The sequence below is a fragment of the Paraburkholderia fungorum genome (assembly GCF_046027605.1).
GTDB lineage: Bacteria > Pseudomonadota > Gammaproteobacteria > Burkholderiales > Burkholderiaceae > Paraburkholderia > Paraburkholderia fungorum_F.
Genome location: NZ_JAQQEF010000002.1, coordinates 319,219 through 343,613, shown reverse-complemented (window position 1 = coordinate 343,613; position 24,395 = coordinate 319,219). Strand labels below are relative to the sequence as shown.

The following is a 24,395-nucleotide window of genomic DNA, read 5'->3' as shown; positions in this document are numbered from 1 at the left end:
GAGATCGATGCGAGGTGTCTTGCAGGCTAGGGCTTGCTGCCTAGAAAGCCCACCAGCGCCGCGGCACTCGCGCTTAACTGATCACGCGACTTGAAGATCATGATGAGATGCCGGACAGCCCAGCTATCGCTCAGGGACAGCAAGCGCACGTCGAGCGCATTCAGATAGAGCAGCCCCACCTGTTCGGGCACGATCGCGATGCCGAGGCCGGCGTGGACCATCCGGCATAGCGCATCGAGGCTGCTGACGCGGATCTTTACATCGAGCTGTCGTCCCGCGCTGGCCGCCTGCTGCGCGAGCAGCTTCGTCAGCGCACTCTCGCTGCGCAGGCCGACGAAGCTGTCGTCGAGCAATTCCGCGAACGCCACGCGTGGAACACTTGCAAGACGATGCCCGCCCGGCACCAGCACCGCCAGCCGGTCTTCCCGATACGGCAGCTGTTCGAACGCCTCGCTGCCCGCCACCGGGTTGCAGATGCCGAAGTCCGCGCCGTGTTCGTCGACGATACGCAGCACATCCGCGCTGTTTTCCTCTTCCAGTTCGATCGACACCTCCGGAAACACGCGCCCGAATGCGGCCACATCTTCCGGCAGAAACTGCACGATCGACGACAGATTCGCCACCACCCGCACCCGCCCCTTCGCGCCTGACGAAAAGCGCGACAACTCGGCGCTCATCTGTTCGATGTTGCCGATGATCGCGAGCGCATAGCGCAGCACGGTCTCGCCGACCGGCGTCACGGTAATGCCGCGCGACTGGCGCTGAATGACCGGCAGGCCGATCACCGCCTCGATCTCGGCAATGCGCCGGCTCACCGCCGAGGACGCGATGAACTCGCGCTCCGCCGCGCGCGCGATGTTCTGCTCCTGGCAGACGGCGACGAACAGGCGCAGCGAAGTGAGGTCGAGTTTCTTGAGGAGGTTTTCCATGCGATCGCTTCACGGTGAAGCCCCGATTGTGACTCGCCTTGCACGAATCACAAAAGCACCGGCCGCAACGGCGCGGTTTTCAGCACGCGACACCAGATGGACTCATCGGCCTCACGCCTATTCAAGCACCCCGCTCAACCGTGGCTTTTTCGCGTCAGTTTCACCTGGACCGCAAGCACCCCGTTCTACGTCACGCCTGCCAAAAAACACCTATGATTCAAAAGCGATTTTTCCCCAATAAGCGCCGATTCGTCAGTTCACGAAATAGCTTGTTGTAAAAAAGTAAAAAGACTTTGGAACCGGTTCCATTTACTATGACGCCGGCAATCCGAAGACGGTCACGGAGGCGCGATAGCGCGCTCCAATCTGGTGAAAAGGACTATGTCGCAATCCCCTCTCAGCTCTCGCCGCGGCTTTTTACGCACGGCCATCGCGCTGGTTCCGGCCGGCACGCTCGCCGGTTGCGAAGTCAAGCAATCCGCGACCACGGTCGCGCCGGCGTCGGGCGCGAACCCCGCCGGGGCCCAGGCATCCGGCGCCGACTACCAGCCGCATTTCTTCGACGCGAAGGAATGGGCGTTCATCCACGCGGCGGTCGACCGCCTGATTCCATCGGACAGCGAAGGCCCGGGCGCGGTCGAAGCCGGCGTGCCCGAATTCATCGACCGGCAAATGGACACGCCCTACGCGCATGGGACGCTCTGGTACATGCAGGGCCCATTCCAGCAAGGTGTGCCGGAGCTCGGCTACCAGTTGAAGCTCGTACCGCGCGACCTGTACCGGCTGGGCATTGCAGCGGTCAACGGCTATTGCACAAAGACCTGGTCCCATTCGTTCGACGCCCTCGACGCGCCCACGCGCGACACCGTGCTCGCCGCGCTCGAGACCGGCAAGATCGATCTCGCGGACGTGCCGGCTACCGTGTTCTTCGGCCAGTTGCTGCAAAACACCCGCGAAGGCTACTTCTGCGACCCGATCCACGGCGGCAATCGCGACATGGGCGGCTGGAAGATGATCGGCTTCCCCGGCGCACGCGCCGATTTCATGGACTTCGTCAATCAGAACGGTCAGGCGTACCCGTATGGCCCCGTGTCGATCGATGGAAAGCGCACCTGATGACTAACCAGACCAAACCGCACGCCGACGCGGTGATCATCGGCTTCGGCTGGACCGGTGCGATCCTCGCGAAGGAACTCACCGAGGCCGGCCTGAAAGTGGTCGCGCTCGAACGCGGCGAGTATCGCGACACCTATCCGGACGGCGCGTACCCGAACACGATCGACGAGCTGACCTACAACGTCCGCAAAAAGCTGTTCCTCGATCTCTCGAAGACCACCGTATCGATCCGCCATACGCCGAACGACACAGCCCTGCCGTATCGCCAGTTGGCTGCGTTCCTGCCGGGCGAAGGCGTCGGCGGCGCCGGGCTGCACTGGTCGGGCGTGCATTTCCGCATTACGCCGGAAGAGCTGCGCCTGAAGAGCCATTACGAAGAACGCTACGGCAAGCGCTTCATTCCCGAAGGCATGACGATCCAGGACTATGGCGTCAGCTACGACGAGCTCGAACCGCATTTCGACTTCGCCGAGAAAGTATTCGGCACCTCGGGGCAGGCTTATAAGGTCAACGGCAAGGTGGTCGGGGACGGCAATGTGTTCGACGCGCCGCGCAGCGACAACTTCCCGCTCGCCGCGCAGTTGAACACGTACTCGGCCGAGCGCTTCGGCAAGGCCGCGCGCGAACTCGGACTAAACCCTTACCGTTTGCCTTCGGCGAATACGTCGGGTCCGTACACGAATCCGTACGGCGTGCAGATGGGACCGTGCAACTTCTGCGGATTCTGCAGCGGTTACGCGTGCTACATGTATTCGAAGGCCTCGCCGAATCTGAACATTCTGCCCGCACTCAAGCTGTCGCCGAACTTCGAACTGCGTTCGCGCTGCCACGTGCTGCGCGTCGAACTGGACGATACGAAAAAGCGCGCCACGGGCGTGACCTACGTCGACCCGGCCGGCAACGAAGTGTTCCAGCCCGCCGACCTCGTGATCGTCGCGGCGTTCCAGTATCACAACGTGCATCTGCTTCTGCTGTCGGGCATCGGCAAGCCGTACGATCCGGTCACGGGCGAAGGCGTGGTCGGCCGCAATTTCGCGTATCAGAACCTGTCGACCATTACCGCGTTCTTCGACAAGGACACCTTCACCAATCCGTTCATCGGCGCGGGCGGCAATGGCGTCGCGGTGGACGACTTCAATGCCGACAACTTCGATCACGGTCCGCTCGGCTTTGTCGGCGGCTCGCCGTTGTGGGTAAATCAGGCCGGCACCAAACCGGTCAGCGGCATCGCCACGCCGGCCGGCACACCGAACTGGGGCGCCGACTGGAAGAAGGCGGTGAAGGACCACTACGCGCACACGATTTCAATGGATGCGCACGGCTCCAACATGTCGTACCGCGACGTGTTCCTCGACCTCGATCCGACCTATCGCGATTCGTATGGGCAGCCGCTGTTGCGCATGACCTTCGACTGGAAGGACAACGACATCAAGATGGCGCGTTACGTGACCGGACAGATGCACAAGATCGCGCAGCAGATGGGGCCGAAGGCCATCAACGTCTATACGCGTGAATTCGGCGCGCACTTCGACTCGCGACGCTATCAGACCACTCACCTCGTGGGCGGCGCGATCATGGGCACCGATCCGAAGACGAGCGTGCTGAACCGCTATCTGCAAAGCTGGGACGTGCACAACGTATTCGTGATGGGTTCATCGGCATTTCCGCAAGGCATCGGCTACAACCCAACCGGTCTCGTCGCGGCGCTGGCCTATTGGTCGGCGCGCGCGATCCGCTCGCAGTATCTGAAGAACCCCGGGCCGCTGGTGAGCGTATGAGCGTTAAGAAAAAGATCGATATCAAGCGCCTGGGTCAGGCATTCAGGCGAGTCAGCGCGGCGTCGGTCTGCGCTGCTGTTACGTCCGTGACGTTGTCCACGCCGTTCGCCGCGCATGCGGCGACGCCCCCTGCGCAAAACGACGCGCCCCTGATCGCACACGGCGAATATCTCGCCCGAGCCGGTGACTGTATTGCATGTCACACGGCGCAATCGGGCAAACCCTTCGCGGGCGGCCTGAAGTTCGACACGCCGATCGGCGCGATCTACTCGACCAACATCACGCCGGATCGCGACACCGGCATCGGCGCGTGGACCTTCGCGCAGTTCGAGCGCGCGGTGCGTGCCGGCGTGCGGCCGAACGGCGACACGTTGTATCCGGCGATGCCGTACCCGTCGTATGCGCGTTTGAGTGAAGACGACTTGCACGCGCTCTATGCGTATTTCACGCAAGGCGTCGCGCCGGTGAACCAGCCGAACCGTCCGGTCGACATCGTCTGGCCGCTGTCGATGCGCTGGCCGCTCGGCATCTGGCGTTACATGTTCGCGCCCGATCCCGTGGCGTTCGACGCGAAGCATTACACCGACCCGGTAATCGCACGCGGCGCGTATCTCGTGCAAGGCCTCGGCCATTGCGGCGCCTGCCATACACCGCGCGCGCCGACGATGCAGGAACGCGCGCTGAGCGACCAGGACGGCACGGCGTTCCTCGCGGGCGGTGCGACGATCGACGGCTGGATTCCATTGAGCCTGCGCGGCAATCCGCGCACCGGCATCGGCACGTGGAGTGAGGCCGACATCGTGCAATTCCTGAAGACCGGCCGCACCCAGCATAGCGCGGCCTTCGGCGGCATGACGGACGTCGTGCAGCACAGCATGCAGCACATGAGCGACGCCGACCTGATTGCGATCGCACGTTACCTGAAGACGCTGCCGTCGACCGATCCGAAGGAAACGCCCTATGTGTACGACGATACGGCGGCTCACGCGTTGCGCACCGGCGACGCCAGCGCGCCCGGCGCCGCGGTCTACCGCGACAACTGCACCGCCTGCCACCGCAGCGACGGCCGCGGCTACACACGCGTTTTCCCGGCGCTGGGCGGCAATCCGGTCGTGCAGAGCCGCGATGCGACCTCGCTGATTCACGTACTGCTGACCGGCAACGCGCTCGAAGGCACGAAGAGCGCGCCGTCCTCGTTCACGATGCCGGCGTTCGGCTGGCGCCTGAACGATCAGGAAGTCGCCGACCTCACGAACTTCGTGCGCAATAGCTGGGGCAACACTGCTCCGGCAATCAATGCGGCGGAGGTGGCCAAGGTCCGCAAGACCGTCACGGTGCATGCGCCCGAGATGCCGCCCGGCGCCGCGCTAAGTCCGCATTGAGTGCGCACTGAGTCCAGACTACGACCGCGCTACGTTATCGATCTCGCGCCGGCGCGATTGCGGCCGGCGCCGTCAAGAGCTTAAAAGCGCCTCCCGTACCCACCCGACGGCATGCGCCGCACGCTCACTCGCCCTTGGCGATCGTCAGATCGACGCCGGCTTCGCGGATCCCCACCGCGGCAGCTTCAGTCAGTCCTTCGTCGCTGATCACGTGGTCGAATTGTTCGAGCCTGGCGACCTTGTACAAGCCGAACGTGCCGTATTTGGAACTGGTCGCGAGCAATACGGTTTGCGCCGCAGCCGCCATGGCGGCCTGTTTGACTTCCACTTTCGGGGCGGACGGCGTGGTCACGCCGCGCCGCAAATCCCACGAACTGGCGGAGATAAACGCCACGTCGACCGCGATGTGGCGCAGCGTGGCGGCCGCGAGACCGCCCACGCCCGAGCGATTCGCGTGGTCGAGCATGCCGCCGGTATGGATCACGTTCACATGGGTCGCCTCGGCCAGCTCCTGCACGATCGGAAAGTCGTTGGTGACGACCGTCATATCGCTCAAGGCAAGGATGTGCGGCACGAGTGTGAGCGTGGTCGTGCCCGCATCGAGATACGCCGTCATGCCAGCACGCAGGAACGCGGCCGCGCACACGGCTATGGCCTGTTTCTGCGGTTGCTCAATCAGCGCTTTCGACTGGTGACTCGGCTCGCTGTTCAACTGGCTCGCAATCCGTACCCCGCCCGGAACCGAATAGACCAACCCGGCCTGTTCGAGCACGGCGATATCGCGCCGCACCGTCATGTGCGAGCAGTCGAACATGACCGTGAGTTGATGGACGCTCAACACTTTGTGGCGTCGCAACTGACGCAACATCGATTCGCGCCGTTGATCCGGAATCAGCGGGGTGTCGAGCGCGGCAGATGCGCCGGGTTCGGTGTGACTGGGCATGGCAGATCCTGAATGCGAGCTGTGACGCGCCGTGCTCAACCCGAGCGGGATGACACGGCGGGATCCCATCTTAACGGATTGATCTCGACGCCTAGCGGATGAATGCCTCGAGCAGCAGCACCCCGGCCAGCCCCACGAACGACTGCAACGTCAGCATCAGGGTCCACGTACGCAAGGTCTGCGCAACGGTCAACTGGAAATACTCCTTGAAAAGCCAGAAGCCGGAGTCGTTGACGTGCGAGAGCATCACCGCGCCCGAGGCCGTGGCGAGCACCATCAGTTCAGGCGAGACGCCTGGATGCGAGAGCAGGAGCGGCGCGACGATGCCGCTCGCGGCCACCGTCGCAACCGTGGCGGAACCGACGCAGATGCGCAGCAACGCAGCGATCGCCCAGGCGAGGATGAGCGGATTGATGGGCCAGCCCGCGGTGTGGTGCACGATGATCGCGTCGAGATGAATCGCGCTGAGCATCTGCTTGAAACCGCCGCCGGCGCCGAGAATCAGCAGGATCACGCCGAGCGGGCCCAGGCCTTTGCTCGCCATTTTCTGCACGTCGACCAGCGTAAAGCCGCCGCGCACGCCAAGGGCGAAAAACGCGAAAATCACCGCTGCCAGCAGCGACAGGATCGGATCGTTGACCGACTGGAACAGGATATACGCGGGGCTTCCCTTGACGCTGTACGCCATCCCCATCGTACCGATCAGCATCAGTCCCGGCGGAATCAGCACGCTCGTCACGGAGAGCGCCAGCGACACCTGCGCACGATTCGCCGCCGGCTCGCTCGCCGCAACCGGTCCCGTATCCAGGTCGGGCGCCGGACCGAAATAAGGCCGTATCACGCGGGTGAACAGCGGACCGCAGATCACCGCGGTCGGAATCGCAATCAGCAAACCATAGGCGAGCGTGAGCCCCGTGTTCGCGTGATAAGCGACCACCGCGAGCATCGGCGCCGGGTGCGGCGGCAACAGACCATGCGAAACATAGAGACCCGCAGCGAGCGGCAAACCGATGTACAGCAGATGGCTGCCGGTGCGCTTGGCCACCGTATAGACGAGTGGCGCCAGCATGATGAAGCTGACGTCGAACAGGTGCGGCATGCCAATCAGCAAGGCCGCGGCGCAGACGGTCCACGGTGCGTAGTAGATGGGCCGCGTGCCGATGAAAGCATTCGCGATGCGGTCGGCGCCGCCGGTGCCGATCAGAATGCCGCCGAGCAGCGCGCCCAGGCCGACCACCGGTCCGGTACGCGCCAGCGCGCCGCCGAACCCTTTGGCGAAAGCGTCGACCGTATGTTCAGGCGTGACACCCGAGACGATACCGAGGCCAATCGCGGTCAGCGTGAGCGCCACGAACGGACTCAGTTTGAACCGCGCAATCAGAACGACCAGCACCGCAATGGCAATGACCGCCATGACGACCGTTACTGCGTCCCCGTGCATACCGTCTCCTTGTTTTGATGTTTAGCACCGCTGGCAAATGGCTTTCGCCGCGGCGTCATGCTTTTCTGCCGGACAGCGAGCCGTCTCAGGCCGGCGCGAAACCGGCCTGCCATGCCGACAGCAGTTCGGCGTCGTAACCTGCGATGTCGTCGACGCTCAGCAACGCGCCGGCCTTTACGTCGCGTGCGAGCGTCGCATGCGCGGCCAGATACAACGGGGCGATGTCGCGCGGCGCATCGTTGCGGGCGATCAGCACGGCCTGCACACCCGTCACGTCGTGATGATGGCCGCCCATCTTCAGCACGGTGCCGGCCGGCAGATCGACGCTCGCGCGCCCGCCGAGGATCGTGCACTGGCGCGGCGTTTCCGCCCCCGACGGCCGGCCGTGCAGCACGGCGTCGAGCAGGGAGATCGGCGTTTCGACGCCCATGAAGTGATACGGCAGGTACATGCACGCGTAGCGGCCGTTGCGGCTCACCACATGACCCTTCTGCGCCAGCAGCGCCCAGGTCGGCGCGTCGTGCGTGCGGACCACTACGAACACGCCGCCGGCGAAACTCGCTTCGTCCGGCAGGCGCAGCATGTTGAACACATCGATCACGCCGCGCTTGCCGAGCACCCCGCCATCCTCCTGAAGCGCGTAGATGTCCGCGAGTTCGGCCGTGCGGGCGACCGGGTAATGCAGCAGTTCGACGTCGGGAATCAGATCCGTGCTGGTCGCGACCACCGCCATTTCGCAGTAGTCGGCGGTGGCCGAGGTCTTGCGGCCGTTCAACGCCGCGCGGCGTGCGGCGAGCGTGGCGCGCACGTCGTCGCCGAGTTTCATCAGCCCGGCGAGTTCCGGCGCGGCAAAGCTCTCGTCCAGTTGCGTCACGCGGTGGGTGGCGGGATCGAAAATCAGATCGTATTCGCTCGATTTGCCGGCAGCGACGACCTCGAGACCCAGCGTGCGCGCCCAGCTCACCCAACCGATCAGGTTCGACGGCTGGTCGCCGTCGGCGGTCGTGTAGACCACGCCTTCTCGCGCCGCGAGTTGCGCGAGCGAGATACCGGCCACCGCATCCACTTCCTTGCTGACCATCGCCACGTGACGCTTGTGCTGCAACGCGCGGCGGGCGCAGCGATAGCCGATCGACGGATTGCCGGTTGCTTCCACGAGAATGTTGTAACGCGCCGGGTCGAGCAACGCGACGTCCGCGATCAGACCGATGGCGTTCTGCGGCAGCGCGGCGACCTCGTCCGGCGTGGTGCATTCGACCAGGTCCGCAGCCGGGTAACCGAGCTCCTCGCACAGGGCGCGCAGCCCCGCGATGTCGAGATCGCACAGCAGTGTCGGCGCAAGCCGCGGCATCAGACGCGTTTGCGCGAGCAGCGTGCGAGCGAAGCCGCCCTTCGCGCCGGTCAGCGCGTAGCGAACCTCCGGTGTTCCCGCGGCCGATGCGCCCTTTTCTGCACGCATGGCGGCGTTGGCGCCGGCGCGAAACAGCAACTCGTAGTTCATTTCAAGTCCCCTGCAATGACTGCACCCCAGTGCGCGCCGCGACCGTATCGCGGCGATTCGCCCGGCGCTGAATAGGCAGCCAGGGAGCATCGATGCCGCCACTCCCAAGCAGCGGCCACCTTAACGAGATTTACCATCTCAGTCAAATTATTTAACATCGATTCACACGCAACAGGTTGATGGCTACAATCGAGGCAAAGGAGATATCCATGACTTCGACCTCTCGCCCGTTGCTGGGCTGCATCGCCGACGACTTCACCGGCGCGACGGATCTCGCGAACATGCTGGTTCGCGGCGGCATGCGAACCGTCCAGACCATCGGCGTGCCGACCGCCGACACGCTCATCGAGGCCGATGCGCTGGTCGTCGCGCTCAAATCCCGCACGGTCGACGCCGCCGACGCAGTGGCGCAATCGCTCGCCGCGCTGGCATGGTTGCGCGCGCAAGGGTGCCGGCAATTCTTCTTCAAGTACTGCTCGACTTTCGACTCCACCGAGGCCGGCAATATCGGTCCGGTGACCGACGCATTGCTCGATACGCTGAGCGCCGCGCCGAACTCAACCCCGGCTTCACACAACTTCACAATCGCCTGCCCCGCGTTTCCCGAGAATCACCGCACGGTGTATCGCGGCCACCTGTTCGTCGGCGACGCGCTGTTGAGCGAGTCGGGCATGGAAAATCATCCGCTTACGCCGATGAGCGACGCGAACCTCGTGCGGGTGTTGCAGCGCCAGACCCGTTCGAAGGTCGGCCTGCTGCGCTACGACACGATTGCGCAAGGCGCGCAGGCGGTGCGCAACGCCATCGAACAGATGTGCGCCGAGGGCACGCGGATCGCGATCGCGGATGCAGTGAGCGACGCCGATCTCCATACGCTCGGCGCGGCGTGCGCCGAGCTTGCGTTGATAACCGGCGGCTCCGGTGCCGCGTTGGGTTTGCCCGCCAACTTCCAGGCGTCCGGCTCACTGCGCGCGAGCCACGCGGCCGATGCGCTTCCGGCCGTCGCGGGCCCGTCGGTCGTGCTGGCCGGTAGTGCCTCGAAAGCCACCAACGCTCAGGTGGCCGCATGGCTGGCCACGCGCCCCGGTTTCAGGATCGATCCGCTCGCGCTCGCACGCGGCGAGCCGGTAGTCGATCAGGCGGTGGCTTTTGCGCTGGACCCTGCAACCTCCGGCAGTTCCCAGCCCGTGCTGATCTACGCGACGACCACGCCGGACCAGGTGAAGACCGTGCAACGCGAGCTGGGTGTCGCGCGCGCCGGGCAGCTGGTGGAAGACGCGCTAGCGGCGATCGCCGTGCGCTTGCGCGAAGCGGGCGTGCGCAAATTCGTGGTGGCAGGAGGTGAGACATCGGGCGCAGTGGTCCAGGCGCTCGACGTGCGGATGCTGCGCATTGGCGCGCAAATCGATCCGGGCGTGCCGGCCACGGCGAGCGTTCCATCTCATCCGGACGAAGCGCCACTCGCCCTCGCGCTGAAGTCGGGCAATTTCGGCGCGCTCGACTTCTTCGACAAAGCCCTTGCGCGACTGAACGGAGGCCACCCATGACGGGCACGATGCTCAATGTGAGCAGTATGGAGACACGTCTGCGAGAAGAAATCTGTGTGGTCGGCACAAGTCTGTACGAGCGCGGCTACACGGTAGGCAGCGCGGGCAACATCAGCGCTCGCCTTGATGACGGCTGGCTGATCACGCCCACCGACGCGTGTCTCGGCCGGCTCGATCCGGCCGGCATCGCCAAGGTGAATCTGAGCGGCCAGTCAGTGTCCGGCGGCCAGCCCTCGAAGACGCTCGCACTGCATCGCGGCATCTACGCCAACAATGCCGCCACGCGAGGCATCGTACACACCCACTCCACGCACCTGGTGGCATTGACGCTAGCCGGTGTCTGGCGCGACACCGACGTGCTGCCGCCGCTCACGCCTTACTACGTGATGAAAGTGGGCCACGTACCGCTGATCGGCTACCGGCGCCCTGGCGATCCTCAGGTAGCCGATCAGATCGCCGCGCTGGCGGCGCAAGTGCGCGCGGTGCTGCTCGAACGACTTGGACCTGTGGCATGGGAGCGTTCGGTCTCGCACGCTTCGTATGTGCTCGAAGAACTGGAAGAGACAGCGCGTCTGTGGTTGATGTCGGCGCCGCGGCCGGAGCCCTTGGACGATGCGGCGATCGACGAGTTGAAGGCCGTGTTTCAGGTGCGCTGGTGACGCTCGAAGCGCAGCGCGCGAGCGGAGTGCCGGGTCCCGATTCAAGCGTGATGACGCGCGGAATCGGGCCGCTGCGCCGCACGTTCGATCATCTGTAGATGTAGTGCTTCGGTCGCGTCATCCGCGGGGAACATGCATTCGATACGCAGTTCCTGCGCGGCGACCGATTGCGGCGTGCCCACGGTGGCGACCATTGAAAAGTAGTTCAGAACCTGCCCGTCCTTGACGAAGCCGATGGGTATCACCGGCATGGCTGCCGTAGCGGACCCGGCTCCCTCCGAGGTGCCCCTGGCAGATTGCAAGTCAGCCTGCACATCCGGATAAGCGCGCAGCGCGTCGAGCAACTCGCGCGTCCGGTCGTCGACCACGTGGCCGACCGACTCCCGGTAAACACGCTGAATCAGGCTCTTCGCCACCGTTTCCCAATCGGCAACAAACGGACGCATCCCGTGCGGATCGAAGATCAGATGCAGCATGTTGCGCGGCCCCTTGCGCGCCGCCATATCGATGAAGCAGTTGAAAAAGCGTGGCGCGGATTCGTTGGTCATCAGCACGTTCCAGTAGCGGTCCATGACGAGCGCGGGAAACGGTTCGTGCTGACGCAACATGCGTCCGAGTGCTTTCGTGACGCCCTGCATTTCCTGTGCGTTCCACGCGCTGTCGGCATACATCGGCGCGTACCCCGCTGCCAGCAGCAGCGTGTTGCGTTCGCGCAGAGGAATGTCGAGCGTCTGGGCGATATCCATCAGCATCTGACGGCTCGGCACGCTGCGTCCGCTTTCGATAAAACTGATGTGCCGCTGTGAGACACCCGCGTTGAACGACAAGTCCAGTTGGCTGACGCCGCGCATGTCTCGCCAGTGACGCAACAACGCGCCGAGTTCATTCGGCGGCGTCTTTCTTTCGGGATTCGCAGGGTTCATCGGTCTCCTGTCCGCGTGGTGAATTCAGATAGATCAGGTTGGTTAGCCGGCGGCGCGCTGGGTCGTGGACACCCGGCGCCGACCGGTCGATCGAACCGCGCCGGTCAGCATACTCCTTGCCGCCGGGCGGCGCGTTCAGCGGATCGCTACGCGTTCCAGAGATGCGCCTGGAACGGCGCTTCCACCGGAGGCCGGGTGATGTTGCCGGCGTAGTTCGTGATCGTCGAGGCGGCCAGCACCGCCAGAACCTCGAGCACCTGGTCGTGACGGAACCCGGCTTCGAGAAACTGGCCGACGTCCTTGTCATCCAGATGTCCGCGTTTTTCGATCGCGGCTTTCGTCAAGGTGGAGAGCGCCGCATGCTTGCGATCCTCCGGCGCGCGGCCGTTGCGAATGGCGTCGACGTCGGCGGGTGAAAGGCCTTCTTTCAGGGCGAGCGCTGTGTGAAACGCAACCGCCCAGGAGCACGCGTTCGTCACGGCGTTAGTCAGCAGCAGTGTCTGTATCTGTGCTTCCGTGAAAGTGCCGGCATGAACTTTCTGGAACAAACCAATGAAGGCGCTGATCAACACGGGCGATTCGGCCATGGCGCCCGCAATGTTGGGAATCAGGCCGAAGGTCTGCTGCAGTTGCCGAAGCACCGGCCTGGATTGTTCAGGCGCGGATTCAATCGTATGAAGGTGAAACGTCGTCATGAGGTGTCCTCGATCGTCAGCGCCGCTCGGGATGAGTTGCGCGATGACCGAAGAGTAGGCGTGAGCGTGCGGCTCGCCAATTACCTCGCATGTAATAGGATTTTTACCGCCACTCAGCGCGGCGCGGTCCGCATGGCCCGATATTCGCGTCGCACGATATCCATCAATTCCTCGACCGACGTGCTGGCGGCTTCGCGCTGATAAGTCACCCGTCCACGCTGCATCAGCATCACACGATCCGCGATGTCGAGCGTCTGGGCGTAGTTGTGCATGATCATCACGATCGACAGTCCACCTTTCTCCTTGAGCCGAAGAATCAGGTCGATGATCAGCGCGGCCTCGCGGGCGCCCATCGCAGCGAGCGGCTCGTCGAGCAGGAGTATCCGTGCATTCGAATTGACCGCGCGAGCGACCGCGATCGCCTGCCGCTGCCCGCCGGAAAGCTGCTCGACCGGCAAGTCCACCGAAGGCACATGCACGCCGATTTCCTCAAGACACTCCGCGGCGCGCGTACGCATCGCGCGATTGTTCAACAACCGGAACGGCCCCCGGTGGATGATTTCGCGGTTCAGGAACATGTTGTGATAAATGCTCAGCGAATTGGCCAGCGCCAGATCCTGGTAGACGCATTCAATGCCGAGCGAGCGGGCGTGATCGACGGAGCGAAGCAGCGTTTCCTCGCCGCCTACAAAAAGCTTGCCGCTGGTCTGCTGATGGAACCCGGTGAGAATCTTGATCAGCGTCGACTTGCCCGCGCCATTGTCGCCAAGCACGCCGAGAATCTCGCCCTGCCTGAGCGTCAGCGACACGCCATCGAGCGCTGTCACCGCGCCGAAACGCTTGACAATATCTTCGCCGCGCAGCGCCTCCACCACCTCGGCCATCACAACTCTCCCTTGCGCGCGAGACGAACCACGTGGATGTTGAAGATCATGGCCCCGAGAATGGCCGCGCCGAGAATCATGTTGAAAGTGAAGGCATTGATGCCGATCAGCGTGAAGCCGTCGTTGAGAATGCCCAGCACCGCCGCACCGATCAAGCCGCCAATGATCGTGCCCGACCCGCCCGCCAGCGGTGTGCCGCCGATCACCGCTGCGGCGACCGCAAGAAACATGATCTGGTTGCCGCCCGCTTGCGGATCGATCGAGGTGATCCGGAAGCCTTCCAGAATCCCGGTCAGGCCGGCAAGGAACGCGGCAAGAATGAAGTTACCGAGTTTCAGGCGTCTGACCTGAATGCCCGCTTCGCTGGCGCCAAGCGGATTCGCGCCCGACGCGATCGTGTGCAAGCCCCAGCGGGTGTGGCGAAGCAGTACGTGCATCACGGCTGCAATGACGAGCGTCCAGATGATCTCGCTGTAGCCCCAGCCGCCCATGAACGCCGCAAAAACCGAATCCTCCGGCGGCGAAACCGGGGTACCGCGCGAAATGGTCAGCGTCAGGCCGTTCACGAAGAACAAGGTGCCCAGTGTCGTTACGAAAGACGGGATGCGCAGATACACCGTCACCGCGCCGTTGATCAGCCCGACGAGGCCCGCTGCAATCACGCCGGTCAACATCGCAAGCCATGCCGGCAAACCTGCCTCGATGGCGAAATGCATGATGAACGGCGCAAATGCAAAGACCATCCCGGCGGACAGATCGATCTCGCCGCCGATCATCAGCATGATTTCGCCGAACGCGATGATCGCCACGGGCGCGATGAACTGCGAGAGATTCTGCAGACTCGCGCTGGTCAGCAGGAAGTCGTGATTGACTGTCTCGAAGTAAATGCAGAGGATCAGCGCGACCGCAAAGATGCGAATCTCGCTGGAACGCCCGAGCACGCCTGACCAGCGCCTCGGGCGTTGCGCGGCTTTCTGGCTGTCCGTCACGGAAGACGTCACCCTTTGATCGCACCCGTGCGCGGCACGATCTGCGCCTTCGTGCTCTTGCCTTCATAGCGCGTCGACGTGGTGAGATACGGATCGACCGAGTCTTTGGTGACGAACTTCAGGCCCGTGTTGATATTGCCCGGTCCAACGAGCCCGCCGGAGGCAAGAAAGATGAACGCTTCGAGCACGGTATAGAAGCCCTGAACGTACGGCTGCTGGTCGATCGTGAAGTCGAGGAAGCCTTCGTGGATCAGATCGACCGTGCGCGGCAACAGATCGAAACCGCCGCCATGCACGCCTTTGGACGGCAGGTTGGACTCCTTCATCACCGTCGCCACGCCCTGGGTGCTGCCCGCGTCGACCGCGAACATGCCCTTGAGATCCTGGTGGCCGAGAAAGAACGATTTGATCTTCGATAGTTCTTCGTTGACGGTCGCGCCGGTCGCGATGGTTTGCACGTCGATTTTCTTGCCCGACTTCTTGATTGCAGCCACCGCGCCGTCAAGCCGCGGCTGGATGTTGAGCTGGCCGGGCGTGGCGATAAAGAGCGCAACGAGCCCGCTGTCGACGAGGCTCACGATGCGTTCGCCCATCTGGTAGCCGGACAGGTACAGATCCTGGCCGATATAGGCGAGGCGCGGATTGGTCGATCCCGACGGCGCGTCGGCGTTATAGGCAAACACGGGAATGCCGGCGTCGAGCGCGGCCTGGATCGGTTTGTCGAATGCCTTGGGGTCGACGATCGGTACCGCGATGGCGTCCGCCTTGCCGGCAATCGCTGCATTCACCGCATTCACCATTTCGGCGATGTCGGCATTAGCCGAGCCGGTCCATTGATAGTCCATGCCCAGCAAAGCGGTGGCGTCCTGAATGCCGTATTGCGTGGGAACGAAGAACGGGTTCGTCGTGACATGGTTGACGAATACGATCTTCCAGCGCTTGTGCGCCGGAAACGAACCTGCTTCCGCTGCCTGGGCCGGCGTGATCACGCCACCTATCAGCGCCAGCGCCGCGGCGAGGCCGGCGCCTTGCAGCAAGCCGCGGCGCATGCCCTGCACTTCATCCTGGTCTTCCCCTTTGTGCGCCATCTCAGTCTCCGTCTCTCAGTTGTTAGACACTTCACTGTGCGTGACGGCGCAGACCGGAAAAGCCCCCGGAGGCGGGTATCGCTACCCCATGAAACCCGCGTGCACGCGCGTACACATGACGACCCTCCGAAAATGCTATATCACGGCACTTTGGCTACTAATCGATGTATACCCTTAACGAGTCGTACTCGAGTCGTACTCGTTAATTCCACTGGCGCGGTGAAGCTTTTTGTAATCCCACTTAGCGGTTTTTTCGCCATGCAATGGCGGCCTGACTCGACTCGAAAGCGGGCTTAACGGGTCAAGTGAGGAATCCAAAGGTATTCGGCTCGCGTGGGTTCGCGTCGCGAATCACGGGGGCTCATCCAACGCTATAAACGGAATCACACGAGAAATAAACGCGAGGCAATGCTAGAATCGCCGGCGTCTTTACGCTCATCCCCATGACTCCACACTCCCGCAACCGCATGACCGCATGGCTTGGCCTGATCGCCATGTGGCTTGTCGTGTTCGCGCCGATCGTGAGTCAGATGCTGGTATCGAACCGCGCGCACGAGCCTTTCGCGGCGCTCTGTTCGGCGCTGCAACCGGCCAGCCAGAGCCTCGCGAGCCAGTCCACCCAGGCGAGCCCCGCGCCGGTCCATCTCAGCCACGACGACGCCTTCGGCGCATGCGGTTACTGCCACCTGCTCCAACATCACGTCGCCATGCCGAGTATCGCGGTTGTCGAGCCGCCAGCCGCACTCGCGCTTACCGGCACCGCGCCGCCCGCCCTCTCCACCCGCTTCACACCGCTTGGCGCGTTCCCGTCCGGACGCCCAAGAGACCCACCCGCCGTTTCCTGATCGCTGTTGTTCCTGATCGCGCGTCTCGTCGCATCCGTTGAGGGGCGCGCGATCGCCTGTTCAATGCATCGAGGAAACGTTCATGTTCAACTTCGCCCTGCGAAGGCTGCCCTTTTGCGCCCGCCGTAGCGTCCGTCGTGGCGCCCGGCGCTTTGCCACCGGCCGGCCTTCGCTGTCGAATTTTCAGGCGTATTGGCCCGCGCTTGTTCCGGCGTTCGCGCCGGCATTCATGGCGGCCCCGGCCCACGCAGAGACCGCGCCCGCCGATGCCACCCTGCCCGCTGTCAGCGTTACCGCCAATGCCAATGCCGGGGGCAGCCCACACCCCGTCGACCCTAACCTGCCGGCCTCGGTCGAAACCGTGACGCGCGACCAGTTCGACAACTGGAACGTCGTCAACACCGAAGACGTGCTGAAGTACATGCCGAACCTCGCCGTGCGTAAGCGCTTCATCGGCGATCTGAATTCGATCATCGCCGTGCGCGGCACCAGCAACACGCAGAGCGCCCGCGGCCTCGTCTATGCGGACGGTCTGCTGCTCAGCAATCTGCTCGGCAACAGCTATTCGTTTCCGCCCCGCTGGTCGATGGTGTTCCCCGACGAAATCCAGCAGGTCGACGTGATCTACGGACCGTTTTCCGCGCTCTATCCAGGCAATTCGCTGGGCGCCACGGTCCTCATCAGCACGCGCATGCCGAACAAATTCGAAGCCGACGCCGACGTCAAAGCGTTCACCCAGCACTTCAGCCTGTTCGGTGTGAATCAGAATTTCAACGGCAGCGAAGCGAGCGCGTCGATCGGCGACCGGCTCGGGAAGTTCTCGTATTTTCTCGGCGTGAACCACCTGGAGAACACGAGCCAGCCGCTGCAATTCGCCACGCTCGCCAAGTCGGGCACGCCCGCGAAAGCCGGTGACATACCGGTTACCGGCGCGTACTTCTACAACAACCAGACCAATACGCCGACCGCGGTGCTCGGCGTGAATGGCGAAGGGATCGAACATACGGTGCAGGACCAGTTCAAGCTGAAGATGCAGTACGACTTCACGCCGACACTGCAGGCCGCCTTCACACTCGGCTACTGGCACCAGACCTACAACAGCGAGACGTCGAGCTTCCTGCGCGACGCGAACGGCAACCCCGTGTACAGCGGCAAGGTCGCGATCGGCGGCTACGAGTACACGATTCCGGCGGCCGCCCTTGCCCCGAGTCTCGGCCACAGTGAGAACTGGCTCTACGGGCTCACGCTGAAGACTCGCAACGCCACCGGCTGGAACGGCGAAGCCATCGCTTCGTACTACGACATCGGCAATAGCGTGGCGCGCACCGCGAATTCAGGTGCGCCAGGCAACGGAGCCGGCACGGTGATATTCGGCGACGGCACCGGCTGGAAAACACTCGACCTGCGCACCACGTACACCCCCGTGACGACGCAAGCGGGATGGATGAACCATGCGTTGAGCTTCGGCTATCACTACGACAACTACTTCCTCGACAACGAGAGTTACAACACGCTGAACTGGCGTGACGGCGCGGCCACCTCGTTTGCCAATGCATTCGCCGGCAAGACCCAGACTCAGGCGCTGTACGCGCAGGACGCATGGCGTTTCCTGCCGCGCTGGAAGCTGGTCTACGGCGTACGGTATGAAGACTGGCAAGCCTATGGCGGTTCGCAGTCGCTGCCCGGCACAGCCATTCCGTACAGCGACGCGAGCCAGCATCACTTCTCGCCGAAAGCCTCGTTGTCGTTCGATGTCACCGACGATCTGAGCTTGCGCGCATCCATTGGCCGCGCCTATCGCTTTCCGACTGTGGGGGAGATGTTCCAGGGGCAAATCAACGGCTCGTCGATCATCAACAACAATCCGAACCTGAAGCCCGAAGACGATCTGTCAAAAGAGCTCACCGCCGAATGGGCGCACTGGAACGGCGTATTCCGCTTCTCGCTGTTTCAGGACGACGTGAAGAACACGATCTTCAGTCAGACCGATACAACCGTGATTCCGAACGTGACGAACTTCCAGAACATCGGCAAGGTGCGCTCGCGTGGCGTCGAAACGAGCTACTCGGGACAGGATGTGTTCGTGCGCGGCCTGGATCTGCTGGCGAGCGTGGCCTACACGCAGTCCAAGATCATCGCGAACGCGCAGAACCCGGCGACTGTCGGCAAGTACTTCTATCGGATTCCGCTGTGGCGCGCCAATCTCGCCGCGACGTATCACATCGACGAACGCGCGGCGGTTACGCTCGCCGCGCGCTACTCCGGCCGCGAATACAACACGCTCACCAATACCGACACGAATCCCGATGTATTCGGCGGCACCAGTTCGTACACGGTGGCGGACGCGAAGTTCACGTTCAAACCGACCAGGCTGAGTGAAGTCGGCATCGGCGTGGACAACCTGTTCGACGCGCGTTACTTCGTCTATCACCCGTATCCGGGCCGCACGTTCTATGTCGAAGCGAAGCTGCGCATGTGAACACGCGGTTTGCCTGCACGGTTTGTGTTTGCCCTGTGCTTGCTGATGTGTTTACTGCTGCGTTTGCCGCTGTGCTTGCATGGTGTTCTCTCGGTAACTCGCCTGGTACTTCCGGCACTGGCGATTTGCAAACCCACCTGCGCATCGCCGCACGAATCAATCGACCTACTCATTACTTCAGGAGGATTTGAATGTCCACCACCACCGCACAACGCACGCCCTCGGCAACAGCCACGGCGAGCGCCGGCTACCGGACGCTCTGGCGCTGGCACTTTTATGCAGCGCTCTTTGTGATGCCGTTTCTGGTCGTGCTTGCGATCACCGGCACTGTGTATTGCTTCCAGCCGCAAATCGAACCGCTACTTTATCCGCATCGCCTGATCGTCGAACCGCAAGCCTCCGCCAGGCTGACCGACGATGCACTGCTCGCGAAAGCCCGCGCGGCGATGCCCGCCAATGCACGCGCAGTGACCGCCCCGATCGCGAACGCCCCGGATCGCAGCACCGAGTTCATCTTCCGTCTCGCCAACGGCGAAAAGCAGAGCGTCTATCTGAACCCGTACAGCGGTGAGGTATTGGGCACGCTGAGCGTCGAGCGCCGCTTCATGCAGGTGGATCGCATGCTTCACCGCAAGCTGCTGCTCGGCAAACCCGGCGAGTTACTGATGGAGTTGGCCGCGTGCTGGACCCTGGTGATGATCGGCACCGGCGTCGCACTCTGGTGGCCGCGCGGGAAAACCACGGCGCGGGCGGCGCTCGTGCCGCGTTTCTCGCTACAAGGACGCGCGCTGTGGAAGAACCTTCACGGCGTGATGGGCATCTGGCTCGCACTCGGCGCGCTCGCTTTCGTGCTGAGCGGTCTGCCGTGGTCGGGTTCATGGGGCAAGCAGTTCAAGGCGCTCGCGAGCGCCGCCAATCTCGGTGCGCCGCCGGGATCGTGGGGCGGCGGCTTGCCGTTGCGCTCCGCGCTGCCAGGCACGCGCACCGCTGAACATGGTCAACATGCTGAGCACAGCGCGCACGCAGCGAACATGGACTCGATGCCGGGCATGGTGATGGACGACCTGCCGTTGCCGCTCACGCCATGGGCCGTCGGCAATACGCCGGTGCCGGTATCCGCCGATGCGCAGGCGGCACAAGCAGCACAAGCAGCACAAGCGCTGCCCCTCGGACGCATTGTCAGCCTGGTCACATCGCTCGGTATCCCGACCGATTACGACATCGTGCTGCCGGCCTCCGCCACCGGTGTCTACACCGTCTCGTACTTTCCGGCCGACCCGAAAGACGAGCGCACGCTGTACATCGACCAATACAGCGGCGCGGTGCTAAAAGATATCCGTTACGGCGACTACGGCGCGGTGTCGAAGGCCGTGTCGTACGGTACGTCGTTGCATATGGGCCGCTATTTCGGCCTCGCCAATCAGATTCTCTGCGCCGCGATTTCACTCGGTCTGGCGGCCATGGTCGTCACTGGATGCGTGATGTGGTGGAAGCGGCGCCCGCAGCGCTCGCTCGGCGCACCGTCGCGCGAGCGCGCCGCGCCGCCGATGCGCGGCTGGAAAACCGGTCTCGTTCTGCTCGGCATCGTCTTCCCATTGATGGGTGCCACGCTGCTCGCGGTATGGCTCGCCGATCGCACGCTTTTCGGCCGCGCCGCGCGGCAAGCTGCCTGAAGCTTCATTCGCGCTGTCCAGCCAATCCTTGCGCCGCCAGTTCGTTTACGCTACATTTTGCTCGATTATGATCGTTTTGTTTTGCACTCAGGCAAGGTGAAGTCATGCAACGAACGCGACAGGATGCAATGGAAGGCCTTCTGCCCGAGGAACGCGAGCGGCTGATTCTGGAACGGCTGCGGGCGCAGGGCCGCGTCCTCGCGTCCGAACTCGCGGCTCAATTCCAGACCTCCGAACACACGGTGCGCCGCCACTTGCGCGAGCTGGCCGAGCAGGGTCACTGCAAGCGCGTCTACGGCGGCGCCCTGCTGATCTCGCCGTCCGGCGAGAGTGCGGCGATCCGCCTGCGCGAAGCGGTGGACCGCAAGGCCTGTCTCGCCGTTGCCGCTGCCTCCATCGTCCGGCCGAAGCAGATTGTTTTGCTGGATACCGGTTCGACCAACGCCGCCATTGCCGCGGCGCTCCCGGACAACGCGGATCTCACTGTCGTGACGAACTCGCCCGAGGCTTGCGCAATCCTCCTGAACCGGCCGGGGTTCGACATCATTCTGATTGGCGGGCGCATCGTCCGGCACGCGGCCGGCTCGACCGGCGCCACCGCCTTGCTGCAGGTTCAGCAGATCAAGGCCGACCTGTGCTTCCTGGGCGCGTGCGCGTTCGATCCGGACGAAGGCGTCGCCGCGTTCGACGCCGAAGAGGCCGAACTCAAACGGGCCATGGTCAAGGCAAGCAGCCAGGTGGCGATTGCCATGACGTCGGAAAAGCTGATGACCGCTGCGCCGTTTTTCGTGGCACCTGCAGCCGCCGTCGACTATCTGTTCGTCGAAGCGGACGTGACGGCCGAGCGGCGCGCCCTCCTCCAGACAGTCTGCGACAACGTGATGGTGGCGCGCTCATGAAATCATTCGCCAAGCCGTTTGTTCAGCCGGTCACCAAGCCGCTCAAGGAACGGGTCGCCACGCTCGGCGTGTTCCTCGCCAACGGATTCGGGATCGGCGCCTGGGCAGTCGAAGTGCCGCGCATCAAGGAAAGCCTGGCGCTCAGCGACGCCTCGTTGGGCATCGCGTTGTTCGCCTTTGCGCTGGGCGCCATCGTGGCGATGCCGCTGGCGGGACAGTTGGCGCCGCGCTTCGGCAGCGGCCGGGCGACCGCGCTGCTCGGCGCGGCGTTTGTCGTGGCGTTGCCGCTTCCCGCGTTCGCACCGAACCTGGCAACGCTGTGTATCGTGCTCCTCGCGCTCGGCGCGGCGAACGGCGCGCTCGACGTCTCGATGAACGGCCACGCCAGCACGATCGAAACGCAATGGAAGTCGCCGATCATGTCGTCGTTTCATGCGGCGTGGAGTGCGGGCGGCCTGCTCGGCGCGGCCACCGGCGCGATGCTCCAGAAGGGCGGCGTCGGCGTGATTGGCGGTCTTGTGCTGCCGGACGTGGTCATCGCCGTCCTCATCGCCGCCGCCGCGACGCTTGCGTTGCGCGATCTCGGTCCGCGCGCGGCCGCGTCCTCCAGCGGCTTTGCGTTGCCGAATGCCGCGGTGATGAAACTTGCCCTGCTCGCGTTCCTTTGCATGCTGGTGGAAGGCGCGGTGGCCGACTGGAGCGCGGTGTATTTGCGCGCCACGTTGAGCGAGGAAGCCAGCGTCGCCGCGGTCGGCTATTCCGCGTTTGCATTGTCGATGGCGGCTTGCCGGATCGTCGGCGATGTCTCCGTGCGCCGCTTCGGCTCGAGCAAGGTGATCGGCTTCGGCGGTCTTCTGGCGGCGGCCGGGCTTGCGTTGGTGCTGAGCCTGCCGACCGTGCTCACGGCTTGCGTGGGCTTCGCGATGGTCGGCGTTGGGCTCGCGAATATCGTTCCGGTCATTTTCAGCGCGGCGGGCCGCTCGACCGTCACGCCGGCGGTCGGCGTCTCGATGGCGGCGACGGCGGGCTATGCCGGATTCCTGGTCGGGCCGCCTTTGATCGGACTCGGCGCGGGCTTGCTCGGTCTGCGCCTGGCGTTGTGCGTGCTCGTCGTGGCCACGTTGATCGTCTGTTTGACCGGCGGTAAGGCGGTGCGCAACGCGAGCCGCGCGTAGAACACGCCCGGCTTGCGGGCGCTGCGGACAGCTCAGCGCACCTGGCAGCGAATGCGCTTGCGCGCGGTCGTTCAGGTGTAATCGTTATCATGGTGCGCTCACTGTGAAATGCGGAGGATTTGCGAAGCTAGCTGCGAAAAGCACGGTGCAAGGTCCGCGGGCGTCGCCGCGTGACAATACACACCGACCGGTTGCTTCGGGTTGTAGCAGCGCGGTAGCGAATCGGGCGTATTGGCCATGCATTTGAGAACGTCCTGGCCCAACTCGTTGTCCGGGCCCGCGGGTTGTACTAGCGGCTGGCCCAGGCCGAGCGTGAACACGTAGATGTTGTTGTTGCGTGCGTCCGCCGCCATCGCTTCAAGCAGGTTGCGTGAAGCTCGATTGACATTCTGATAGGTGACGGCCGCCGTGACGACGCGTGGACTATTCGTGATGATCGGAAAGGTCGTGTCGGTCGGATTGTGCGCGTTGTAGAAGGCGGGAAGTGACGGGATGAATTTGCTCGAATCGGCTCGCAGATCCGAGTCGTAACACGGCGAACTGAACGCTGTCTGCAGCTGATCGTAACGCCAAAGCCCGGACATCTTGCCGTTACTGTCGGGCGACGCTATCGTGCCGACAACGTTATCGCACGCCTTGACCTTGTTCGCAAACGCCGACGCAAAGCTATTCGGCGCACCATCGGAAAAGAAAACGATCACGCGTAGACTCGACGGATTTTGCAACTGGTCCATCTGATTGCGCGCATTCCAGAACGCTTCCGACGAATTGGTGCTGCCGGAAAAATTATATTTCTGGATTTGCGAGGTCATCTTCGCGCGGTCGAAACCCCGTGAGCTATCCGTCTTGAACGGCGTGTCGATGATCGTGCCGTAGGCGAAATGCATCAGGGCAACGCGGTCGTTCGTGATGTCGAAGCTGTTCAGGAACGAGGTGGCGTTCGCTCGCACCACAGGGGGCTCGGTCGGGTCCGTTGCCATCGACCCAGTCGTATCGATCACAAACGCCATATCGAGCGTCTTGCGGATCGCCTGCGAAGATGCGCTGACGTTCAGCACCTTGAAGCCAAGCGCCGGCATGAAGGTGACCGGCACCTGTGCCTGCGCCGACATGTTGATCGTCACGGTCCCCTTGTTATCGAACACGACCGAGGGCGTGCCGGCCGTGGCAGTCGAGCCGAGAAAGCCGGCCGGATAGTTGGCCGTGAAAAACGCGTTGGCGGCCTGCGTCGCGTTGGTGGTCTGCTCCGACTGATTGTTGCCGCGCGTAACGGCCTGCCCCGCGGCGACTACCGCGCCGTCGGTGGCGGCATCGAGCCGCGCCCTGATCATGTAGCCGAGGCCAGAATCGATCGCGAGGCCAAGAACACCCAGCAGCGCGACCAGCGACACCGCGACAATGATACTGATCGAGCCTTTCTGATGTTTGTGTGCTGCTGTTTTCATTGCA

General features: G+C 63.5%; 20 protein-coding genes. 10 read left to right on the top strand and 10 right to left on the bottom strand.

The genetic code is table 11. The features are described 5' to 3' along the window. Window positions 1–26 precede the first annotated feature (26 nt). A complete protein-coding gene (locus PQR53_RS04890) occupies window positions 27–929 on the bottom strand; it encodes a LysR family transcriptional regulator (protein ID WP_408451450.1) in 903 nt (300 codons plus the stop codon). A gap of 381 nt (window positions 930–1,310) precedes the next feature. On the opposite strand from PQR53_RS04890, the gene PQR53_RS04885 reads away from it, so the two are divergent. Genes PQR53_RS04885 through PQR53_RS04875 form a run of 3 tightly spaced genes read left to right on the top strand, consistent with a single transcriptional unit; the run spans window position 1,311 to window position 5,205 of the window. Continuing rightward, window positions 1,311–2,045: a gluconate 2-dehydrogenase subunit 3 family protein gene (locus PQR53_RS04885; RefSeq protein WP_408451449.1), complete on the top strand. Its 735-nt coding sequence runs from the start codon at window positions 1,311–1,313 to the stop codon at window positions 2,043–2,045. Further along, on the top strand, window positions 2,045–3,823 hold the full coding sequence (locus PQR53_RS04880; RefSeq protein ID WP_408451448.1) for a GMC family oxidoreductase: 1,779 nt from the start codon (window positions 2,045–2,047) through the stop codon (window positions 3,821–3,823). Before PQR53_RS04885 ends, PQR53_RS04880 begins: the two co-directional genes overlap by 1 nt. Continuing rightward, window positions 3,820–5,205 carry a c-type cytochrome gene (locus PQR53_RS04875; RefSeq protein ID WP_408451447.1) on the top strand — a complete coding sequence of 462 codons (1,386 nt, stop codon included), beginning with the start codon at window positions 3,820–3,822 and terminating at the stop codon, window positions 5,203–5,205. Before PQR53_RS04880 ends, PQR53_RS04875 begins: the two co-directional genes overlap by 4 nt. A gap of 124 nt (window positions 5,206–5,329) precedes the next feature. On the opposite strand, the gene PQR53_RS04870 is transcribed toward PQR53_RS04875, so the two are convergent. The 3 genes from PQR53_RS04870 to PQR53_RS04860 form a co-directional block, all read right to left on the bottom strand. After that, window positions 5,330–6,148 carry a DeoR/GlpR family DNA-binding transcription regulator gene (locus PQR53_RS04870; RefSeq protein WP_408451446.1) on the bottom strand — a complete coding sequence of 273 codons (819 nt, stop codon included), beginning with the start codon at window positions 6,146–6,148 and terminating at the stop codon, window positions 5,330–5,332. 91 nt (window positions 6,149–6,239) lie between these two features. Then, window positions 6,240–7,589, bottom strand: coding sequence for a GntT/GntP/DsdX family permease (locus PQR53_RS04865; RefSeq protein ID WP_408451445.1), 1,350 nt, complete (start codon window positions 7,587–7,589; stop codon window positions 6,240–6,242). Between the two features lie 85 nt (window positions 7,590–7,674). Beyond that, a complete protein-coding gene (locus PQR53_RS04860) occupies window positions 7,675–9,090 on the bottom strand; it encodes a homoserine dehydrogenase (RefSeq protein WP_408451444.1) in 1,416 nt (471 codons plus the stop codon). Window positions 9,091–9,299: 209 nt separating this feature from the next. Between PQR53_RS04860 and otnK the strand changes: the two genes are divergently transcribed. Further along, window positions 9,300–10,637, top strand: a complete 1,338-nt coding sequence (otnK, locus tag PQR53_RS04855) for a 3-oxo-tetronate kinase (protein ID WP_408451443.1) — start codon at window positions 9,300–9,302, stop codon at window positions 10,635–10,637. After that, the gene (otnC, locus tag PQR53_RS04850) at window positions 10,634–11,296 is read left to right on the top strand and encodes a 3-oxo-tetronate 4-phosphate decarboxylase (RefSeq protein WP_408451442.1); all 663 of its coding nucleotides are present in this window, start codon (window positions 10,634–10,636) and stop codon (window positions 11,294–11,296) included. The genes otnK and otnC overlap by 4 nt, the downstream gene beginning before the upstream one ends. 41 nt (window positions 11,297–11,337) lie before the next feature. On the opposite strand, the gene PQR53_RS04845 is transcribed toward otnC, so the two are convergent. The 5 genes from PQR53_RS04845 to PQR53_RS04825 form a co-directional block, all read right to left on the bottom strand. Then, a complete protein-coding gene (locus tag PQR53_RS04845) occupies window positions 11,338–12,219 on the bottom strand; it encodes a helix-turn-helix domain-containing protein (protein ID WP_408451441.1) in 882 nt (293 codons plus the stop codon). A 146-nt stretch (window positions 12,220–12,365) separates the two neighbouring features. Then, the gene (locus tag PQR53_RS04840; protein WP_408451440.1) at window positions 12,366–12,914 is read right to left on the bottom strand and encodes a carboxymuconolactone decarboxylase family protein; all 549 of its coding nucleotides are present in this window, start codon (window positions 12,912–12,914) and stop codon (window positions 12,366–12,368) included. 113 nt (window positions 12,915–13,027) lie between these two features. Continuing rightward, entirely contained in the window at window positions 13,028–13,798 is a 771-nt protein-coding gene (locus tag PQR53_RS04835) for an ATP-binding cassette domain-containing protein (RefSeq protein WP_408451439.1), read from the bottom strand. Continuing rightward, complete coding sequence (locus PQR53_RS04830; RefSeq protein WP_179740903.1) at window positions 13,798–14,799, bottom strand: ABC transporter permease; 1,002 nt, start codon at window positions 14,797–14,799, stop codon at window positions 13,798–13,800. The genes PQR53_RS04835 and PQR53_RS04830 overlap by 1 nt, the downstream gene beginning before the upstream one ends. Continuing rightward, a complete protein-coding gene (locus tag PQR53_RS04825; RefSeq protein ID WP_408451438.1) occupies window positions 14,796–15,875 on the bottom strand; it encodes a sugar ABC transporter substrate-binding protein in 1,080 nt (359 codons plus the stop codon). Before PQR53_RS04825 ends, PQR53_RS04830 begins: the two co-directional genes overlap by 4 nt. A 443-nt stretch (window positions 15,876–16,318) precedes the next feature. Here PQR53_RS04825 and PQR53_RS04820 point away from each other — a divergent pair, with 443 nt between their 5' ends. From PQR53_RS04820 to PQR53_RS04800, 5 genes are all read left to right on the top strand, one after another. After that, on the top strand, window positions 16,319–16,720 hold the full coding sequence (locus PQR53_RS04820; protein ID WP_408451437.1) for a DUF2946 domain-containing protein: 402 nt from the start codon (window positions 16,319–16,321) through the stop codon (window positions 16,718–16,720). Between the two features lie 82 nt (window positions 16,721–16,802). Beyond that, on the top strand, window positions 16,803–19,199 hold the full coding sequence (locus tag PQR53_RS04815; RefSeq protein WP_408451436.1) for a TonB-dependent receptor: 2,397 nt from the start codon (window positions 16,803–16,805) through the stop codon (window positions 19,197–19,199). 191 nt (window positions 19,200–19,390) lie between these two features. Then, on the top strand, window positions 19,391–20,872 hold the full coding sequence (locus PQR53_RS04810) for a PepSY-associated TM helix domain-containing protein (protein WP_408451435.1): 1,482 nt from the start codon (window positions 19,391–19,393) through the stop codon (window positions 20,870–20,872). A 128-nt stretch (window positions 20,873–21,000) separates the two neighbouring features. Next, a complete protein-coding gene (locus tag PQR53_RS04805) occupies window positions 21,001–21,771 on the top strand; it encodes a DeoR/GlpR family DNA-binding transcription regulator (RefSeq protein WP_408451434.1) in 771 nt (256 codons plus the stop codon). Next, window positions 21,768–22,946 carry an MFS transporter gene (locus tag PQR53_RS04800; protein ID WP_408451433.1) on the top strand — a complete coding sequence of 393 codons (1,179 nt, stop codon included), beginning with the start codon at window positions 21,768–21,770 and terminating at the stop codon, window positions 22,944–22,946. The genes PQR53_RS04805 and PQR53_RS04800 overlap by 4 nt, the downstream gene beginning before the upstream one ends. A 98-nt stretch (window positions 22,947–23,044) precedes the next feature. On the opposite strand, the gene PQR53_RS04795 is transcribed toward PQR53_RS04800, so the two are convergent. Continuing rightward, window positions 23,045–24,391 carry a vWA domain-containing protein gene (locus PQR53_RS04795; RefSeq protein ID WP_408451432.1) on the bottom strand — a complete coding sequence of 449 codons (1,347 nt, stop codon included), beginning with the start codon at window positions 24,389–24,391 and terminating at the stop codon, window positions 23,045–23,047. Window positions 24,392–24,395 lie beyond the last annotated feature (4 nt).